Origin of the sequence: Pantoea sp. At-9b, assembly GCF_000175935.2 — a bacterium.
In the GTDB taxonomy this organism is placed as follows: domain Bacteria; phylum Pseudomonadota; class Gammaproteobacteria; order Enterobacterales; family Enterobacteriaceae; genus Pantoea.
This window is the reverse complement of the sequence record NC_014837.1, coordinates 844,001-862,275: the sequence shown is the minus strand read 5'-3', so window position 1 is coordinate 862,275 and position 18,275 is coordinate 844,001. Positions and strand designations below refer to the sequence as shown.

The following is an 18,275-nucleotide window of genomic DNA, read 5'->3' as shown; positions in this document are numbered from 1 at the left end:
GCCTTTCACCTCTGCGTTATCTTCCGTAGAATGGCGCAAGTTTTTTTTAAGACACAGCGGGAGCCGAAGAATGAGTAAGTCAGAAAACCTGTATGCCGAAGCGCAACGCCTGATCCCAGGTGGTGTGAACTCCCCGGTACGTGCTTTTACCGGTGTGGGCGGCGTGCCGCTATTCATTGAACGCGCCGATGGTGCTTATCTGTATGATGCCGACGGCAAAGCCTATATCGATTATGTCGGCTCATGGGGTCCGATGGTGTTGGGCCATAACAACGCCACCATCCGCAACGCCGTGATTGAAGCCGCTTCACGCGGCCTGAGCTTCGGTGCACCGACGGAGATGGAAGTCAAAATGGCGCAGCTGGTCTGCGAGCTGGTGCCGAGCATGGACATGGTGCGCATGGTTAACTCCGGCACTGAAGCCACCATGAGCGCCATTCGTCTGGCGCGTGGTTTTACCCATCGTGACAAAATCATCAAATTTGAAGGCTGCTACCACGGCCACGCCGACTGCCTGCTGGTGAAAGCCGGTTCCGGTGCCCTGACCCTCGGCCAGCCAAATTCACCGGGCGTACCGGCCGATTTCGCCAAACATACCCTGACCTGTACTTATAACGATCTGGCCTCGGTGCGCAGCGCGTTTGAACAGTATCCGGCGGATATTGCCTGCATCATCGTCGAGCCCGTTGCAGGTAACATGAACTGCATTCCGCCACAGCCAGACTTCCTGCCCGGCCTGCGTGCCTTGTGTGATGAGTTTGGCGCGCTGCTGATTATCGACGAAGTGATGACCGGTTTCCGTGTCGCCCTCGGGGGTGCTCAGGCGTACTACGAGGTGACGCCGGATCTGACGTGCCTGGGCAAAATCATCGGTGGCGGCATGCCGGTTGGCGCATTTGGTGGCCGTCGTGACGTGATGGAAGCGCTGGCCCCGACCGGCCCGGTTTATCAGGCTGGTACGCTGTCTGGCAACCCGATCGCCATGGCCGCCGGTTTTGCCTGTCTGTCGCAGATTGCCCAGCCGGGTACGCATACCACGCTGACCGAGCTGACCACACTGCTGGCGGAAGGTTTGCTGGCGGCAGCGAAAGCAGAAAACATCCCGTTAGTGATTAACCATGTTGGCGGCATGTTTGGCCTGTTCTTCACCGATGCTGACAGCGTGACCTGCTATCAGGACGTGACAAAGTGCGATGTCGAGCGCTTTAAGCGTTTCTTCCATCTGATGTTGCAGGAAGGCGTCTATCTGGCCCCTTCTGCCTTCGAAGCGGGCTTTATGTCGCTGGCACACAGCAAAGACGATATTCAACGTACTGTCGATGCCGCACGCCGCTGTTTCGCGCAGCTGTAATGCATCAGGGCACCGCCAGGTGCCCTGTTTTTTTACCTTACACGCCTGAGCAGCCAGATAAAGTACGGCGCGCCAAAGAAGGTGGCCATCAGCCCGGCCGGGATTTGATCCGGGAACGCCAGCATCCGTCCGCACCAGTCAGCAAACACCATCAACCCAGCCCCGAGCAAACCGGCCATCATGACCTGCGGCAACGCGCGTCGGAAGCCCAGCATGCGCACGATATGCGGTGCCATTAATCCGACAAAGCTCAATGGGCCAATGGTTAAGGTGGCCGCAGCGGTCAGTGCGGCCGCCAGCAACAGCAGGGCAAGTCGCGAGGTGGTCAACGCCATCCCTGCCGAACGCGCCGTGGCACTCCCCAACGGCAGCAGCGTCAACCAACGACTGGCTAACGGAGCCAACGCCACCAACACCAGGGCACATACTGCGCTTTGCAGCGCCTGTTGCATGTTGATGTTGTAAGTTGAACCGGAGATCCAGCTGAGTAAGCCGCCCATACGCGGGTCACCGCTCGCCATCAGCAGCATCAGCAAGGTCACAAAGGCACTGTTCAGCGCCATCCCTGCCAGCAACATCCGTTCCGGTGAAAAACCACCCCGGCTGGCCACCAGCATAATGGTCAACAGCGTCGCTGCCGCCCCCAACGCACCGGCCGGTAACAGCCAGGCCACTGCATTTCCGGGCACGAAAAACAGCATCACCACCACGCCGCAGGCTGCACCCGAACTGATACCCAACACTTCCGGGCTGGCCATCGGGTTGCCGGTTAAGCGTTGAATCAACGCCCCGGCCACGCCCAGCATCAGCCCGACGACCAGTGCCGCCAGCACGCGCGGCGCACGCCACGGCAGCAGTTGATGCAACATATCGCCGCTGACCCACGCCCAACCGAACGCATCACGGCCAAAGACGATGCCCACCAATCCCAGCAACGCCAATAGCGCGACGCCGACCAGACACCAGCGCAGCACCGCCTGGCGCTCAGCAGGGATCTTATCGCCCTGATTAAGCGGCGGCGGCACCGAACCGGTACGCAGACGTGGCAGCAGCCACAGGAGAATCGGTACGCCGATCAGTGCCGTTGCCGTACCGGTGGAGACTTCGCGCCAATGGTTGGTCAGCCACAGCACGCATTGATCCGCCAGCCACAGCAGCAACGCGCCAATCAGCGGAGCCAGCAACATCCGACTCAGCAAACGACGGCCGCCGAGCATCTTCGCCAGCAGTGGCGCAAACAAACCAATAAAGCCAATAATACCGGCGACATTAACCAGTTGCGCGCTCAGCAGAATCGCCAGCGCCAGCGCTGCCACGCGCGCCAGCGAGAGTGCCAGCCCGAGGTTTTTCGCGACGCCATCATCCAGTCCCATCAGCGTCAGCGGACGCAGCAAAGCCAGCGCCAGCACAAACGCCAGCAACAAGCGCGGCCACAGCACCGCAACGTTGTGTCCGTCCAGTTGGTTGAGCGCGCCGGTGCTCCACAGGAACATATTCTGCAACTGGTCGTGATTAAAGATGGCAAAGATTTGATTGACCGCGCCGACGTACAGGCTGAGTACCAATCCGGCAAGAATCAAGGTCACCGGTGACAGCCGTTTACCCCAGGCAACCCCGAAGACCAGAATGCCAACCACCACCGCACCGCCCATCGCCGCGAGCTGCTGCGTCACCGCACCGCCAGGCAGTTGCCACAAGGTCGCGACCGTCAGGCCCAGTTGTGCGCCAGATGAAACCCCAAGGGTCGTGGGTTCTGCCAGCGGGTTGCGCAGCACCTGTTGAAACAGCAAACCAGCAAGCCCCAACCCAGCCCCGACCAGTAACGCCAGCGCGAGGCGGGATAACAGGCTGTGATGAAACACCACTTGTTGGATATTGTTGACGTCCGGCGCGACCAACGCCTGCGTCCACTGCGCCACTGGCAAAGCCTGGCGAAAGTTGATCAGGGTTAAAGCCAGCGCCAGCAGAAACAGTGCACTCAATAGCGCGACAGAAAACAGACGATTGCGCATCAGTGCGACTCCAGCGCGTGTTCCAGCACGCGGACAAATTTCAGTGCAGAATAAGTGGCACCGTAGTACCAGACGGCTGGCACGCGCTGAAAATGCCCGGCACGGATAAACGGCAGCGCCTGCCATAATGCCGTGCGCATCACTTCCTGCATCTGCAACTCATTATCGTGGTCGAAGCAGATTACCGGCACATCACCCACGGCCGCCAGCCGCTCCAGCCCGATGACCGCGCTGCCCCAGAAATTGGTTTCACCCTGCCAGGCGCTTTGCAAGCCAAGATGATCCATCACTTCCAGGAACAGACTGCCTTTGCCAAAGGTGATGGCATGACGGCTGTCCAGCAGCGACATCAGCAGGATCGGACGTCCCGCCCAGGGTTGCAGGCGTTCACGCGCCGCCGCCAGTACGCCGTCGACATACTGCAAATGTTGCACCGCCTGCGCTTCGCGCCCAATGCGTGCGCCAAGCGCGTGCAGGGATTGTCTGGCCGTGCTCAGCGGTTTGCCATCGCCACTGTTCAGATCAAACCCCATGGTTGGCGCGATGCGCGACAACGTATCCGCCGAAGGACCATAGCCATTGGAGTGCAGGATCAGAGAAGGATTGAGCTGGGTCATCAGCTCCAGATTGGGTTCGGTACGCAGGCCCAGATCGATGGTGGTGGCAGGCAGTTGCGGCTCACCCACCCACACCCGATAGTTATGCATATCCGCGACGCCAAGCGGTGCCACGCCCAACGCCATCAACAGTTCCGTGGGTAACCACTCCAGCGCCAGAATACGCCGGGTATCCGGTAACGCCGCATGGAGCGGCGCAAGTTGCATTAACGGCGACAACGCCAGCGCCGCCAACAGACGACGGCGAGAAATATCCAGCATGCGAGCCTCAGTAAACGAAACTGACGGGCGCGCCGCCCTGCGGATGAGGCAAAATGCCCATCGGGATGCCGTAAATGCTGCCCAGCACATCAGCCTGCATGATCACCTCCGGTCCCCCTTCAGCAATCATCTCCCCGCCGCGCAACGCCACCAGTTGGTCACAATAACGCGCCGCCATATTGATATCATGCAGCACCGCAATCACCGTCAAACCACGCTCCTGGCTCAGGCGCTGAATCAACGCCAACACCTCAACCTGGTGGGCAATATCCAGTGCGGAAGTCGGTTCATCCAGCAGCAGGCAGCGGCTGTTTTGTGCCACCAGCATCGCCAGCCAGGCACGCTGACGTTCACCGCCCGACAGGCTGTCAACCAGCCGCCCGGCGAACGGTTTCAGCCCGACCAGCGCTATCGCTTCCTCTACACGGTCACGATCTTCCTGACCGTAACGCCCCAGCGCCCCGTGCCACGGATAACGCCCAATCGCCACCAGCTCACGCACCGTCATCCCTTCCGCTGCCGGTAACTGCTGCGGCAGATACGCCACCTGACGGGCAAAATCCTTGCTGCCCCACTGCTCGACCGCTTCACCGTTCAGTAACACGCGCCCTTCGCTGGCCACCTGGTGGCGTCCCAGCATTTTCAGCAGCGTAGATTTGCCTGAACCGTTATGACCAATCAGGGCCGTGACTTTACCCGGCGTAAAGGTCAATGAGAGCGGATGAAGCAGCGTGCGTCCCGGCACGCGAAAACTGACGTTGTCCAGCGTAAAGGTGGTTTCTTCGTGGTGCGGATGCTGCATGGTAATCCCTGGCGTTATGGGCGCTTATCGCGCCCTTATCTATCAGAAACGGAAGGTCGCAGTACCAACAATCTGACGATCGGTGCCCCAGTAGCAGGCATATTCGCGGTAGCAACTGGCCACATATTCGCGATCAAACAGGTTGTTGACGTTGATACCCAGTGATGAACCCGGCAGGCCGAAGCGTGCAAGGTCATATCTCACGGCGGCATCAACCACGGTATAGCCCTTCACATCGAAGTTTTGGTTTTCGTTATCACCGCTGCTGTAAAGCCCTTTGCTGGCACCGGTATAGCGCACGCCGGCACCCAGTGTCAGACCAGAAAGTGCGGTTTCGTGGAAAGTGTAATCACTCCACAATGACGCGGTCTGTTTCGGCACCTGTACCGGCGTTTTGCCCTGCAGCTCGGTATCATGGGTGTATTCCGCATCGGTATAGCTATAACCCGCCGTCAGGTTGATATTGGCGGTCAGAGCAGCCTTGGCTTCCAGCTCCACCCCACGCGAACGAATCTCACCGCTCTGCACGCTGAAGTTGAGGTTATTCGGATCAGCAGTCAGGTTCTTGCTTTTGGTCAGCTGATACACCGCGGCGGTGATAACAATCGGACGATCTTTCGGTACGTATTTCACCCCGGCTTCATACTGTTTGGCGCGCGAAGGATCAAACGGCTGTCCGCCTGCGGTGGTGCCCGGTGTCGGGATAAAGGATTCGCTATAGCTGAAGTACGGGGCGATGCCGTTATCAAATACGTAGTTCAGACCGCCACGCCAGGTAAACGCCTGATCGTGGCTTTTCTCTTCGCTGTTGCCATCACGGTTCAGCGCCGAGGTCATGGCGTAATCGTAGCGACCACCCAGCGTCAGCACCCAGCGGTTCCACTCCATCTGATCCTGAGTGTAGAGGCCGGTCTGTTCCTGACGGTTAAGATACTGGTACAGGAAAGGCGTACCGGTCGTATTATTACCGTATTGCGGGTCAAACGGGCTGATCGATGAGGCACCAGCAAAGGCGGCATCGATATCGTTACGGGTGCGTTGGTAATCAACACCCATCAGCAAAGTATGATCGACGGCACCGGTGAGGAACTTAGCCTGAGCCTGAGTATCCACCGCGAACTGATTCAGCTTTTCATTCGAATTCGCAGAACTACGGGTAATTTGCTCGGTCGTGGCATCGTAACCGGTGCCATAGATACTGCGATAATCGGTACGCAGATCGGCATAGCGCAGATTCTGACGTACCGTCCAGGTATCGTTGAAGCTGTGCTCAAAGCTGTAGCCCACCATCTTGGTGTTGCGCGCAATCTTGTTGCCCGGTTCACCTTCATCAAAATTGGTTGGCAGTTTGAACTGGCTGCCGTCGGCACGGGTAATCGGCACCACCGTACCTTCACGCGGCAGCCAGCCGTAATAACCGGTTTCCGGTTCGTTCTGGAAGTAAGTCAACAGATCGAGACGGGTATTGGCATCAGGACGCCAGCTAAAGGAAGGCGCGATGGTATAGCGTTTCTCTTTGTTCATCTCCTGCTGCGCATCCTGGCTGCGCGCCAGGCCGGTCAGGCGATAGCTGTAGACGCCACTGTCATCCAACGCGCCACCGAAATCAAAACCGGTAGAGAAGCGGTTATCGGTGCCCATCTGGAACTGCACTTCGCGCAGGGTTTCCTGGGTCGGACGCTTACTCACCAATGACACCACCCCACCGGGGTTGCTTTTGCCGTACAGCACCGACGCCGGGCCGCGCAGCAATTCAGCACGCTCAAGGAAGTAAGGATCAATAGCGAACTCAGAGTAGTTATCACCCTGCAACTTCAGGCCATCGAGATACTGGTTGGTATTAACTTCACTAAAGCCGCGAATCGAGAAAGCATCGATCACATCCGAGCTGCCACGGTTATCGCTGATCCCTGGGGTGTAACTGAAAGCACGTTTGACCGACTGGACATTGTGCATCGCCATCTCTTCTTGCGTGACCACCGAAATCGACTGCGGGGTCTTCTCGATCGGCGTATCGGTTTTGGTCGCCGTCGCACTGCGTTTCGCCGCAATGGTCGGAGCCGGTCCCCATGCACTCTCCTGCGGTGCCGCAGTACCACCATCAGCGGTGACGACTACAGTATCTTCAGCCAGCGCTTGCGCGCTCAGGGTGCCAAGGGCGATGGAAATCAGTAATGCGATCGGGCGTTTGGTAGACGCCCCACGCGGAATAACAGGGGAAAAGCGCGCATTCATATCAGGAATCTCTCGAAAAGTAGTCGATGCAGGCGAATGTAAACGAGAATGATTATTAGAAAGGTTGGATTTTAGGCGATATCGCGCAAGATCCGCAAGATTTAAAGCCTGATAGCGGTGCGTTTGCCGCAAGATCGCTCATTTTCATACCAATAAAAAAGGGTGCCTAAGCACCCTTTTTTTAAGATTCAGCAACTTAGTTATTGCCAAACATCTCTTTAATCCAGCCAGCCACGCCGTTGCTGTCTTTCTGCTCTTCCTGCTGCTGCTGTTGCAACTGTTGCTGCTGCTGAACTTGCTGCTGCTGTTGCTGGCACAGCGAGTTAGGATCAAGCGTCCAGACCGGCAGTGAGCGCCAGGTACTGCTGCCCGAACCACAGACAAAGTTACCCGCCGAATCGATGTTCATCTGAGTGATATCTTCCGGCGGCGTCAACACCAGCGGCATCGGTGCCTGATTATCCAGATAGCGACGATACAGCTGCATGGCACCACTGGCCCCGTACAGCTTGGTTGTCTGGTTGTTATCGCGGCCAACCCAGGTGATCGCCACTTCTTTACCGTCGATACCGGCAAACCAGCTATCGATCAGGTCGTTGGTGGTCCCGGTTTTGCCCGCCAGATGCGCATTCGGGAAACGCGCACCCAGTGCACGCGCCGTACCGTGATCCGCCACCTGCTGCATACTGTACAACGTCAGATACGCGGCCTGTGCCGGTTCCACACGCTGTGCCTGCGGGAAGCTCTGGTACAGCACGGTGCCATCTTCGGCAATCACCGAACGCACTGCTGACAGCTCTGCACGGTTACCGCCGCTGGCGATGGACTGGAATGCCTGGGCCACTTCAATCGGCGTCAGGTTCAGCGCACCCAGCAGCATGGCCGGAACCGGATGAAGCTGGTCTTTCGGCACGCCGAGTTTAGTCCAGGTATCAACCACCGAATTCAGCCCCAACGTCATCCCGAGGTTGACGGTCGGCACGTTCATCGAGTTGGTCAACGCATCCACCAACATCACTTTACCGCTGAAGCGACGATCGTCGTTGAGCGGCTTCCAGATGGTGCCGTTCGGCTGTTTCAGCGCGATCGGTTCATCAGCAATCCAGCTGTTCAGACGATAGCTGTTCGGCTGGCTTAACGCCGTCAGGTAAGTGGCCGGTTTGGCCAGCGAACCGATGGAGCGGCGCGCCTGCAACGCACGGTTGTAACCGGCAAACTGGGGATCGGAACCGCCCACCATCGCGCGCACTTCACCGCTGAAGCGGTCAACCACCACCATCGCGGTTTCCAGATCTTTCAGACCGCGTTGTTTTTTCAGCGTCGGAATGCCATCTTCAACCGCTTTTTCCGCCGCATCCTGCGAAATCGGATCGAGCGTGGTGAAGATCTTCACGCCGGAGAGATCTTTCACTTTATCGCCGAGCTTCGCCTGCAACTCATTGCGCACCATCTGCATAAAGGCGGGCTGCGGCGTAATCACCCCACCCTTCGGCTGCACACCTAAGGGGCGCGCCGACAGCATGTTGTACAGATCCTCATCGATGATCTTCTGCTGTTGCAGTAAACGCAGTACCAGATTACGGCGTTCCAGCGCCAGTTGCGGATTACGCCACGGGTTGTACAGCGATGCGCCTTTCACCATCCCCACCAACATCGCCTGCTGATCGAGACTCAATTCATCCACCGGGCGACCAAAATAGTACAAACTCGCCAGCGGGAAGCCACGGATCTGATCATTGCCAGCCTGGCCGAGGTACACCTCGTTGAGGTACAGCTCAAGAATACGATCCTTGCTGTAGCGCGCATCCATGATCACCGCCATATAGGCTTCACGTGCTTTGCGCCACAGCGAACGCTCGTTGGTGAGGAACAGGTTTTTGACCAGCTGCTGCGTCAGGGTACTGCCGCCCTGCACCGCTTTACCGGCGGTAATGTTGGCAAGGAACGCACGACCAATCGAGTAGGGGCTGATGCCATCATGCTCGTAGAAATGGCGGTCCTCGGTGGCGATCAACGTATCCACCAGCAGATCCGGGAAACCGGCACGCGGCACAAACAAGCGCTGTTCGCCGTTCGGTGACTGCAACATGGTGATCAGGCGGGGATCGAGACGGAAGAAGCCAAAATCGCGTCCGGTTTCGAGGTTTTTAATCTCGCTCAGTTCGTCGCCGTTGAACGTCATACGTGCACGGATCTGCCCTTCTTTACTGTCCGGGAAATCAAACGGACGGCGCAGCAGATCGATGGTGTTGCCTTTGACGCTGAACTCACCAGGACGGGTAATGCGTGACACTTCGCGATACTGCGTGCCTTCCAGCAGCGCAATCATCTCTTTTTTGTCATACGCCATGCCCGGTTCAAGACTGACCATGCGACCATAAACGGCTGCGGGCAGTTGCCACACTTTACCGTCAATACGGCTGCGGATTTCTGAGTCGAGATAGACACCCCAGGCGGCCATCACCACGACAAACACCAGAAATAGCTTGATGAACCAGCCTAACCAGCGACGTTTAGCGCGCGGCGGGCGCTTTCCTTTACCTTTACGTGGCACTGGCTCACTCTCCTCATCATCATCAAAATCGTCCTGATCGATATCATCATCAAGTTCCCTACGGCGACCCCGACGCGCGGTGCTGCGCGGCGGTTTGGGCTGTTTTCCTTTGCGCCCAATCGGTTCGCGATCATTCCCAGACATGCTGTTATTCTCCAGGTATAGCTACGGCTGCGCCGTTACTCTAACTGCTTTCTCGTGCTGCGCATGGCAGAACCCTCTGAATTCTCGCCAGAGGTCACGATGAAAATTTCTTGGTCCGCCTCGTTGGTAAGGCGTTAGCCGGATCGTCCGGCCAGGGATGTTTGGGATAGCGCCCTTTCATCTCTTTCTGCACTTCAGGATATGCCCCACGCCAGAACGCCGCCAGATCGCGGGTGATCTGCAATGGCCGGTGCGCCGGTGACAACAGCTCCAGGACCAGCGGTATCCGGCCCTCAGCAACGGCAGGATTGCTGGCTTCACCAAACATCTCCTGAATACGCACCGCCAGCGCCGGGGGCTTCTCCGCATCATAGCGAATCGGCAGGCGGCTTCCGGTCGGCACAGTGTAATGAGTTGGCAGCACAGTATCCAGCCGCTGACGTTGTGACCATGTCAGCAAATGTAATAATGCACTGACAAGATTGACGTTCTGCAACCCCTTCAGATCGCGCACCGCCTGCATCTCCGGCAGCAGCCATGTTTCCAGCGATTCCAGCAAGGTTTCGTCGTCAAAGGCAGGCCACGCCTCCTCCGGCAGCCACTGTGCGGCACAATGCAGGCGCAGGCGCAGCTGCTCGGCCTCCGGCGTCCAGCCCAGCACCGCCAGACCTTTTTCACGTATCCAACGCAACATCGCCGCGTGCAGCACCTCCGGCTCCGGACGTGCCATCGGTTGCGCTTTCAGGACCAGCGCACCCGAGACTTCACGCCGCCAGGCACGCAGCGTACCTTTTTCTTCATCCCATTCCACATCGGTGCGCTGCTCCACCAACTGCGGACACTGCTGACGCAGCGTCTCAATCTCTACCGGCAATGCCAGCAAGATACGCGCATCAGCGGCGCTGGCACCTTGTAACAGCGACGGTGCGATCAGCCATTCGTTGCGGCTCAGGCCATCCTGCTCATCCAGCATGGCCCCGATGCCGTTCGCCAGCTGATAACGCGCGCTGTCACCACGACGCTGGGCCAACCGGTCGGCAAACCCGGCGGCCAGCAGTGCCGGGAAACGATCGGCATCGACGTTACCGCCGCTGGCATTGAGACGCTGCTGCCACTGCCGGGCGCGCCGTTGCCATGTGGATTGAGGACGGTGCAGCGCATCACGCAGGTCGGCGCTACCGCTGCGTGGCGGCTCTTCCAGAATAGCCACCAACAAGGCCGCGCTGGCGATCGCATCTTTATTTTGCCCGGCGGCGCACAAGATGGCGCTCAGCCGCGGATCGCTACCCAGCTCCGCCATGCTGCGCCCAACGGCGGTCAGGCGTCCGGCTTCATCCAGCGCCGCCAGCCGGGTCAGCAATGCCCGCGCCGCTCGCAGATGACGCTCCGGAGGCCGATCCAGCCAGCGCAGTTGCGCCACGTCCGGGCAGCCCCATTGCAGCAAATCCATTTGTAATGAGGCGAGGTCACTATGCAGAATTTCCGGCTCACTTTGTGCCGCCGCGCGCAACGCCTGTTCCTGCGGCAAAAGATGCAGGCAGATCCCCGGCTCAAGACGACCGGCACGCCCGGCGCGCTGTGTCATCGATGCCTGGCTGATACGTTGGGTTTGCAGCCGCGTCACGCCGCTACGCACTTCGTACTGGGCCGATCGTTCCAGCGCGCTGTCCACCACCAGACGAATACCTTCAATGGTCAGACTGGTTTCTGCGATATTGGTCGCCAGCACCACCTTGCGGCGACCCGGGGGTGACGGCAAAATCGCCCGGCGCTGAGCGTCGAGTGACAACGCACCATATAAAGGAGAGAGATCGACATCCTCGCTGACGCGGGTTTCCAGTTCGCGTTTCACCCGCTCAATTTCCGCCACGCCGGGCAAAAATAGCAGCAAGGAACCGGATTCTTCGCGCAACAGCTGTGCCACTTCACGTGCCACCGCTTCTTCAAAGCGCAGCTGATTATTCAGGGAAGCAAAACGACGCGTCACCGGGAAGCTGCGTCCCTCAGAGGCAATAAACGGCGCATCGGGCAATAATGTCCGCAGGCGATCATTATCCAGCGTCGCCGACATCAGCAGAATCTTCAGATCTTCACGCAGTCCCTGCTGCACATCCAGCAGCAGCGCTAACGCCAGATCGGCCTGCAAGCTGCGCTCGTGAAATTCATCCAGAATCACCAGCGAAACGTCTTCCAGCATCGGATCGCGCTGCAACATGCGGGTCAGGATACCCTCAGTGACCACCTCCAGCCGGGTGTTAGCCCCGCAGCAGTTTTCACCGCGCAGCCGATACCCCACCGTGCCCCCCGGTTGTTCGCCGAGCAACTCCGCCAGCCGCTGCGCCACATTGCGCGCGGCGAGTCGTCGCGGTTCCAGCATAATGATGCGTCCGGGCAGGTGCGCTTGTTGCAGCAGCTGCAAAGGTAGCCAGGTGGATTTGCCTGCGCCGGTCGGTGCCGCCAGCAATACCTGCGGCGCTTGCGCCAGTGCGGCCAACAGCTCAGGCAGTACCTCACTTACCGGTAATTCACTCAAACTCAACTCCCTTCCTGCCTGTGCTAAGATGGCGCGCATTGTAACACCCGGCGCGGATGATCGGAGGCCACGATGACCACTCAACGTCTGTTTTTTGCCCTTGAACTGCCTGCGCCTTTGCAGCGGGAACTGGTGCGCTGGCGGGCTGAAAACTTCGCTGAAGACGCAGGACGCCCGATAGCGGCAGCCAATCTGCATCTGACGCTGGCGTTCCTTGGTGAAGTCAGTGACGAAACCTCACAGCGTCTGCAACAACTCGCCGGACGGATTACGCAACCAGGCTTTGATCTCGATTTAGATGATGCCGGGCATTGGCCGCGTCCGGGCGTGGTGTGGCTGGGTTGTCAGCGCCCGCCACGCAGTTTGTTGCAACTGGCGAGTCTGCTGCGCGCCCAGGCCGCCCGACAGGGCTGTGCGCAAAGCGCCACGTCGTTTCATCCGCACATCACCTTACTGCGCAACGCGGCAGCTAAAGTGGCGCTTCCGCCGCGCGGTTTTCACTGGCGTTTCGCGGTGAACCAGTTCGTCTTATGTTCTTCGCGCTTCGAAAAGGGCCAAACCCGCTACCAGGTGCTGGCCCGCTGGCCGTTATCCACCCCGACAGGAGACTGAATGCTTTTCTCCCCGCCACTCAAACCGGCCCGTTTAATCGCCCGTTATAAGCGTTTCTTAGCGGATGTCATCACCCCTGAGGGTGAGACGCTGACCATCCACTGTGCCAATACTGGCGCGATGACCGGCTGCGCTACACCAGGCGATACCGTGTGGTATTCCACCTCCGACAGCCTGACGCGCAAGTATCCCCACAGCTGGGAGCTGACCGAAACCCAGCAAGGCCATTGGATCTGCGTTAATACGTTGCGCGCCAATCAGCTGGTGAAAGAAGCGATAAATCTCGGTGTAATTCCAGAATTTTCCTCTTATGACCACTGCCAGTCTGAAGTGAAATATGGCACGGAAAAAAGCCGAATTGACTTCCTGCTGCAAGCGAAGGGCAGATCGAACTGCTATATTGAAGTCAAGTCCGTCACCCTTTTACAGCATGGTAAAGGCTATTTTCCGGATGCGGTGACGGCTCGCGGACAAAAGCATCTGCGCGAACTCAGTCATATCGTGGCAGAGGGTCATCGGGCCGTTTTGTTGTTTGCCGTTTTGCACACGGGGATTGAGGACGTTTCCCCGGCGCGCCATATCGACGCGCAATACGCAGAACTACTGGTACAGGCGCAGCGGTGTGGCGTGGAAGTATTGGCGTATCAGGCTCACATATCACCGCTAAAAATGTTACTGACGCAGCCGATAAGGGTAGAGTTGTAATATTCTTAGCAATTTGTTGTGATAGGAATGTTCCGAGCGGTGCGCTGAATACGCTGTTCCTCACAGGCTTGTCAAGGTGTGATCATGAATAATTGCCAACCTTGATTGCTTCTGCTATTTATAGCGGCCTGTTTTTTTCCCTGTTGGGAATCGATAGTGCGTGTTATCCAGGAGAAACAACATGCAAGAAGGGCAAAACCGTAAAACATCGTCCCTGAGTATCCTCGCCATCGCTGGGGTGGAGCCGTATCAGGAGAAACCGGGCGAAGAGTATATGAACGAAGCCCAGCTGAGCCATTTCCGCAAGATTCTGGAAGCCTGGCGCAATCAACTCAGGGATGAAGTCGACCGTACTGTGTCACATATGCAGGACGAAGCTGCCAACTTCCCGGATCCGGTTGACCGTGCCGCGCAGGAAGAGGAATTCAGTCTGGAACTGCGTAACCGCGATCGTGAGCGTAAGCTGATCAAAAAGATCGAGAAGACGCTGAAGAAAGTGGAAGATGACGATTTCGGCTACTGCGAATCCTGCGGTGTTGAAATTGGTATTCGTCGTCTGGAAGCGCGTCCGACCGCCGATCTGTGCATTGACTGCAAGACGCTGGCAGAAATCCGCGAGAAGCAGATGGCTGGCTAATGGCCGTGAACAGACTGTCGCCGCACAGCAGGGAAAACCACTGTTTTCCCGCCGTGCGGTGCACACTATAAAATGTCTAACCTTCCCTGCATTGGGCGTTTCGCCCCCTCTCCTTCTGGTGAACTCCATTTTGGCTCGCTGATTGCTGCCTTGGGTAGCTACCTGCATGCGCGTGCGCAACAAGGGCGTTGGCTGGTCCGTATCGAAGATATCGATCCACCACGCGAAATCCCCGGTGCCGCCAACCGTATTTTGCAGCAGCTGGAACAGTATGGATTGCACTGGGATGGTGAAGTACTGTGGCAGTCGCAGCGCCATCAGGCTTACCGTGAGGCTCTACATTGGTTACGCGAACAACGTCAGAGTTACTTCTGCACCTGTACGCGTAGCCGTATTCAACAGTTGGGCGGTTTCTACGACGGCCATTGTCGCGATTTGCAGCTTGGATCGCATCATGCCGCGTTACGCCTGCGCCAACATGCACCGGTGTATGGTTTTGACGATCGTCTGCGTGGTCACCTGATGGCCGCTACCCGGCTGGCAGAAGAAGATTTTATTATTCACCGCCGTGACGGCCTGTTTGCTTACAACCTGGCGGTGGTGGTGGATGACCATTTTCAGGGTGTTACCGAGATTGTCCGCGGCGCGGATTTGATTGAGCCAACGGTACGCCAGGTCGCGCTGTATCAACAGTTTGGCTGGCCGGTACCTGAGTACCTGCATTTGCCGCTGGCGGTGAATGCCGATGGCAACAAACTGTCCAAACAGAACCATGCCCCTGCGTTGCCCGCAGGCGATGCGCGACCGTTGCTGGTACAGGCGTTAAACTTTTTGGGTCAACCGGTCTCAGAAGGATGGCAGGATGAATCGCTGGAATCGCTGTTAAAACAGGCGGTCGCGCGGTGGAATATCCGTCTGATCCCACTGGAAAACGCCCTGAAGCCGGATGAAACGACAACGCCATTCTCAAATGGTTCGCAACAGGCTATGATTAGCCGCTGATTTTACCAACACCATTAATGTCACTGTCGAGGTGTCCCATTTTTACCCGAGTCGCTAATTTTTGCCGGAGAGTCCTCAAGCGTGACGAGGAGGCGGAGGCGCCTGAAGAGGTGGAAACCGAAAGTCTGATGACCGTCATTCCCCGTGAAAGCCACAACATCTCACGCAAAGATATCAGCGAAAATGCCCTCAAAGTGCTCTATCGCCTGAACAAAGCCGGTTACGAAGCCTACCTGGTAGGCGGCGGTGTGCGCGATTTACTGCTGGGTAAGAAACCAAAAGATTTCGATGTCACCACCAACGCCACGCCGGAACAGATGCGTAAATTGTTCCGCAACTGCCGCCTGGTGGGCCGCCGCTTCCGCCTCGCCCATGTGATGTTTGGGCCGGAAGTGATCGAGGTTGCCACCTTCCGTGGCCATCATCAGATGGACGAAGGTGAAGAAGACCGCAACAGCTCGCAGCGTGGGCAAAACGGTATGCTGCTGCGCGATAACATCTTCGGTAGCATCGAAGATGATGCCCAGCGTCGTGACCTCACCATCAACAGCCTGTACTACAGCGTGGCCGATTTTACGGTGCGCGATTATGTCGGCGGTTTGCAGGATTTGCAGCAAGGCATCATTCGCCTGATTGGCGACCCGGAAACGCGCTATCGCGAAGACCCGGTGCGTATGCTGCGCGTGGTGCGTTTTGCCGCCAAGCTGGAGATGCGCATTGCGCCGGAGACGGCCGAGCCGATTCCGCGTCTTGCTACCCTGCTGCATGACATTCCGCCTGCACGCCTGTTCGAAGAATCGCTCAAGCTGCTGCAAGCCGGTTATGGCTACCGCACCTATCAGATGATGCGCGAGTATCAACTGTTTCAGCCGCTGTTCCCGACGCTGACGCGTGGCTTTACCGAACACAGCGACAGCCCGATGGAGCGCATGCTGGCGCAGGTGCTGAAAAACACCGATACCCGCTTGCAGAACGATATGCGCGTCAATCCGGCGTTCCTGTTTGCCGCAATGTTCTGGTATCCGCAGCTGGAATCTGCCGAGCAGATCGCCCAGGAAAGCGGCCTGACCTATTACGATGCCTTTGCCCTGGCGATGAACGAAACGCTGGATGAAGCCTGCCGCGCGCTGGCGATTCCGAAGCGTATCACCACGCTGATTCGGGATATCTGGCAGTTGCAGCTGCGTATGTCGCGCCGCCATGGCAAACGTGCGTGGAAGCTGATGGAACATCCTAAATTCCGCGCCGCGTATGATCTGCTGGCGTTGCGGGCCGAGGTGGAAAACAACCCGGAACTGCAACGTCTGACACAATGGTGGGGCGAGTTCCAGGCTGCGGCACCGACGCAGCAGAAAACCATGCTGAATACGCTGGGCGATGATCCGGCACCACGTCGTAAACCGCGTCGCCCACGTCGCCGTCCTGCTGCCCCACGCAGCAACAGCGCGCCATGACCCGCGTCTATCTCGCGTTAGGCAGTAACCTCGCCGACCCGCTGCATCAGGTAGATGCAGCGCTGGCGGCATTGGATGCACTGCCGCACACCACCCGCGTTGCCACGTCGTCGCTGTACCGCACGCCTCCCTACGGCCCGCCGGATCAACCCGATTACCTCAACGCGGTGGTGGCGCTGGAAACAGAGCTGCCCGCAGAAACCCTGCTCGACCATACCCAGCGCATCGAGCTGGAACATGGCCGGGTGCGCAAAGCGGAGCGCTGGGGGCCACGCACCCTCGATCTGGATATTCTGCTGTTTGGCGATGCGGTGATTAACACGCCGCGCCTGACGGTGCCGCATTACGACATGCACAACCGCGCATTTATGCTGCTGCCACTGCTGGAGATTGCTCCTCAGCAGACCTTACCCGATGGCACCCCGTTAGCCCCGCTGCTGGCGGCGCTCGACCAAAGCGCGATTCGTTTCTGGTAAAATCGCACGCCAGTCATATCACCCGTATCGTCAATCCATTACACTGCGCCCATCAGAAAATACTGAGAGAGTGCGATGAAACCCACAACCATCTCCCATTTACGCCAGTGGAAAGCCAGTGGCCGCAAATTTGCCACGCTGACGGCCTATGACTTCAGCTTTGCCCGCCTGTTTGCTGACGAAGGCATCCAGGTGCTGCTGATCGGTGATTCGCTTGGCATGACGGTACAGGGCCATGAATCGACCCTGCCAGTCACCGTCGCCGATATCGCCTATCACACCGCAGCGGTGCGTCGTGGCGCGCCACAGGCACTGGTGATGGCTGACCTGCCGTTTATGAGTTATGCCACGCCAGCGCAAACCTTCGACAATGCCGCACAGTTGATGCGCGCCGGGGCCAATATGGTCAAGCTGGAAGGCGGTGCCTGGCTGGCAGAAACCGTGCAGATGCTGACCGAACGCGCAGTGCCGGTGTGTGGTCATCTCGGCTTAACGCCGCAATCGGTCAATATCTTCGGCGGCTATAAAGTTCAGGGCCGTGACGAGGCGGGCGCGGATCGTCTGCTGGCAGATGCGCTGGCGCTGGAAGCGGCAGGCGCACAGTTGCTGGTGCTGGAGTGTGTACCGGTGGCGCTGGCAGCACGCGTGACCAAAGCGCTGACGATCCCGGTCATCGGTATCGGTGCAGGCAATGTCACCGATGGGCAAATTCTGGTCATGCACGATGCCTTTGGCATTACTGGCGGCCATATCCCGAAGTTTGCCAAAAATTTCCTCGCGGAAACCGGCGACATTCGTGCGGCGATTCGCCACTATATTGCCGAAGTTGAGGCGGGCAGCTATCCGGCCGCCGAACACAGTTTCCAGTAAATCAGGAGAT

Annotated in this window: 14 protein-coding genes; 8 read left to right on the top strand and 6 right to left on the bottom strand. The window is 58.1% G+C overall.

Annotated elements, in window-relative coordinates; all coding sequences use genetic code 11:
- Nucleotides 1-70: 70 nt before the first annotated feature.
- The gene (gene hemL, locus PAT9B_RS03760; RefSeq protein ID WP_013507929.1) at nucleotides 71-1,351 is read left to right on the top strand and encodes a glutamate-1-semialdehyde 2,1-aminomutase; all 1,281 of its coding nucleotides are present in this window, start codon (nucleotides 71-73) and stop codon (nucleotides 1,349-1,351) included.
- Between the two features lie 32 nt (nucleotides 1,352-1,383).
- Here the strand turns inward: hemL and fhuB are convergent, their stop codons facing one another.
- From fhuB to hrpB, 6 genes are all read right to left on the bottom strand, one after another.
- Nucleotides 1,384-3,363, bottom strand: a complete 1,980-nt coding sequence (gene fhuB / locus PAT9B_RS03755) for a Fe(3+)-hydroxamate ABC transporter permease FhuB (protein ID WP_013507928.1) — start codon at nucleotides 3,361-3,363, stop codon at nucleotides 1,384-1,386.
- Nucleotides 3,363-4,241 carry a Fe(3+)-hydroxamate ABC transporter substrate-binding protein FhuD gene (gene fhuD, locus PAT9B_RS03750; protein WP_013507927.1) on the bottom strand — a complete coding sequence of 293 codons (879 nt, stop codon included), beginning with the start codon at nucleotides 4,239-4,241 and terminating at the stop codon, nucleotides 3,363-3,365. The genes fhuB and fhuD overlap by 1 nt, the downstream gene beginning before the upstream one ends.
- Before the next feature lie 7 nt (nucleotides 4,242-4,248).
- On the bottom strand, nucleotides 4,249-5,043 hold the full coding sequence (gene fhuC / locus PAT9B_RS03745; protein ID WP_013507926.1) for a Fe3+-hydroxamate ABC transporter ATP-binding protein FhuC: 795 nt from the start codon (nucleotides 5,041-5,043) through the stop codon (nucleotides 4,249-4,251).
- A gap of 42 nt (nucleotides 5,044-5,085) precedes the next feature.
- A complete protein-coding gene (gene fhuA / locus PAT9B_RS03740; protein ID WP_013507925.1) occupies nucleotides 5,086-7,278 on the bottom strand; it encodes a ferrichrome porin FhuA in 2,193 nt (730 codons plus the stop codon).
- Between the two features lie 196 nt (nucleotides 7,279-7,474).
- A complete protein-coding gene (gene mrcB / locus PAT9B_RS03735; protein ID WP_013507924.1) occupies nucleotides 7,475-9,976 on the bottom strand; it encodes a bifunctional glycosyl transferase/transpeptidase in 2,502 nt (833 codons plus the stop codon).
- Between the two features lie 94 nt (nucleotides 9,977-10,070).
- Nucleotides 10,071-12,548 (bottom strand): ATP-dependent helicase HrpB, encoded by a 2,478-nt coding sequence (hrpB, locus tag PAT9B_RS03730; RefSeq protein WP_041525731.1) that lies wholly within the window; start codon nucleotides 12,546-12,548, stop codon nucleotides 10,071-10,073.
- A 33-nt stretch (nucleotides 12,549-12,581) separates the two neighbouring features.
- Between hrpB and thpR the strand changes: the two genes are divergently transcribed.
- The 7 genes from thpR (at nucleotide 12,582) to panB (ending at nucleotide 18,265) form a co-directional block, all read left to right on the top strand.
- A complete protein-coding gene (gene thpR, locus PAT9B_RS03725; RefSeq protein WP_013507922.1) occupies nucleotides 12,582-13,121 on the top strand; it encodes an RNA 2',3'-cyclic phosphodiesterase in 540 nt (179 codons plus the stop codon).
- Nucleotides 13,122-13,826, top strand: a complete 705-nt coding sequence (sfsA, locus tag PAT9B_RS03720) for a DNA/RNA nuclease SfsA (protein ID WP_013507921.1) — start codon at nucleotides 13,122-13,124, stop codon at nucleotides 13,824-13,826.
- A 181-nt stretch (nucleotides 13,827-14,007) separates the two neighbouring features.
- Nucleotides 14,008-14,463: an RNA polymerase-binding protein DksA gene (gene dksA, locus PAT9B_RS03715; protein ID WP_013507920.1), complete on the top strand. Its 456-nt coding sequence runs from the start codon at nucleotides 14,008-14,010 to the stop codon at nucleotides 14,461-14,463.
- A 72-nt stretch (nucleotides 14,464-14,535) separates the two neighbouring features.
- A complete protein-coding gene (gene gluQRS, locus PAT9B_RS03710) occupies nucleotides 14,536-15,465 on the top strand; it encodes a tRNA glutamyl-Q(34) synthetase GluQRS (RefSeq protein ID WP_013507919.1) in 930 nt (309 codons plus the stop codon).
- A 38-nt stretch (nucleotides 15,466-15,503) separates the two neighbouring features.
- Nucleotides 15,504-16,919, top strand: a complete 1,416-nt coding sequence (gene pcnB / locus PAT9B_RS03705; RefSeq protein ID WP_223300472.1) for a polynucleotide adenylyltransferase PcnB — start codon at nucleotides 15,504-15,506, stop codon at nucleotides 16,917-16,919.
- Nucleotides 16,916-17,395, top strand: coding sequence for a 2-amino-4-hydroxy-6-hydroxymethyldihydropteridine diphosphokinase (gene folK, locus PAT9B_RS03700; RefSeq protein ID WP_013507917.1), 480 nt, complete (start codon nucleotides 16,916-16,918; stop codon nucleotides 17,393-17,395). The genes pcnB and folK overlap by 4 nt, the downstream gene beginning before the upstream one ends.
- 75 nt (nucleotides 17,396-17,470) lie before the next feature.
- On the top strand, nucleotides 17,471-18,265 hold the full coding sequence (gene panB, locus PAT9B_RS03695) for a 3-methyl-2-oxobutanoate hydroxymethyltransferase (protein WP_013507916.1): 795 nt from the start codon (nucleotides 17,471-17,473) through the stop codon (nucleotides 18,263-18,265).
- Nucleotides 18,266-18,275 lie beyond the last annotated feature (10 nt).

Coding starts and splice junctions, on each gene's coding strand:
- folK (WP_013507917.1), top strand. CDS start 16,916: ATGACCCGCGTCTATCTCGCGTTAGGCAGTAACCTCGCCGACCCGCTG.
- fhuC (WP_013507926.1), bottom strand. CDS start 5,043: ATGCAGCATCCGCACCACGAAGAAACCACCTTTACGCTGGACAACGTC.
- mrcB (WP_013507924.1), bottom strand. CDS start 9,976: ATGTCTGGGAATGATCGCGAACCGATTGGGCGCAAAGGAAAACAGCCC.
- dksA (WP_013507920.1), top strand. CDS start 14,008: ATGCAAGAAGGGCAAAACCGTAAAACATCGTCCCTGAGTATCCTCGCC.
- fhuA (WP_013507925.1), bottom strand. CDS start 7,278: ATGAATGCGCGCTTTTCCCCTGTTATTCCGCGTGGGGCGTCTACCAAA.
- panB (WP_013507916.1), top strand. CDS start 17,471: ATGAAACCCACAACCATCTCCCATTTACGCCAGTGGAAAGCCAGTGGC.
- thpR (WP_013507922.1), top strand. CDS start 12,582: ATGACCACTCAACGTCTGTTTTTTGCCCTTGAACTGCCTGCGCCTTTG.
- sfsA (WP_013507921.1), top strand. CDS start 13,122: ATGCTTTTCTCCCCGCCACTCAAACCGGCCCGTTTAATCGCCCGTTAT.
- fhuB (WP_013507928.1), bottom strand. CDS start 3,363: ATGCGCAATCGTCTGTTTTCTGTCGCGCTATTGAGTGCACTGTTTCTG.
- fhuD (WP_013507927.1), bottom strand. CDS start 4,241: ATGCTGGATATTTCTCGCCGTCGTCTGTTGGCGGCGCTGGCGTTGTCG.
- hemL (WP_013507929.1), top strand. CDS start 71: ATGAGTAAGTCAGAAAACCTGTATGCCGAAGCGCAACGCCTGATCCCA.
- hrpB (WP_041525731.1), bottom strand. CDS start 12,548: ATGCGCGCCATCTTAGCACAGGCAGGAAGGGAGTTGAGTTTGAGTGAA.
- gluQRS (WP_013507919.1), top strand. CDS start 14,536: ATGTCTAACCTTCCCTGCATTGGGCGTTTCGCCCCCTCTCCTTCTGGT.